The organism is Roseburia faecis (genome assembly GCF_001406815.1).
Lineage (GTDB): Bacteria > Bacillota > Clostridia > Lachnospirales > Lachnospiraceae > Roseburia > Roseburia faecis.
The window spans coordinates 1-330 of the sequence record NZ_CVRR01000001.1; the positions used below are offsets into that span (position 1 = coordinate 1).

The window sequence follows — 330 nt, forward strand, 5'->3', positions numbered from 1 at the left end:
GCTTGACAAGTTCTGCGGTAGTTCCGACATCAACAATTTCTCCGGCTTTCATAATTGCGTTGCGCGTAGAAATATATTCTATGTCAGATACGATATGGGTGGAAATCAACACGATTCGATCATGCGAAAACTCGGAAATGAAATTCCGCAGACGCACGCGCTCTCCGGGATCGAGTCCTGCTGTCGGTTCGTCCATGACAAGTATCTCCGGGTCGTTCAACATAGCCTGCGCAATACCAACACGACGCTTCATGCCGCCTGACAGATTGGAGATTTTTTTCTTTTTCACATCGGAGAGCGAAAGAATGTCCAACAAATGATTGATCTTTT

At 46.1% G+C, this 330-nt stretch carries 1 protein-coding gene; it reads right to left on the bottom strand.

Translation table 11 applies throughout. The annotated features are described in order from the left end of the window. Positions 1 to 330: ATP-binding cassette domain-containing protein (locus M72_RS00005; protein WP_141652667.1), on the bottom strand; the 330-nt coding region annotated here is incomplete at both ends.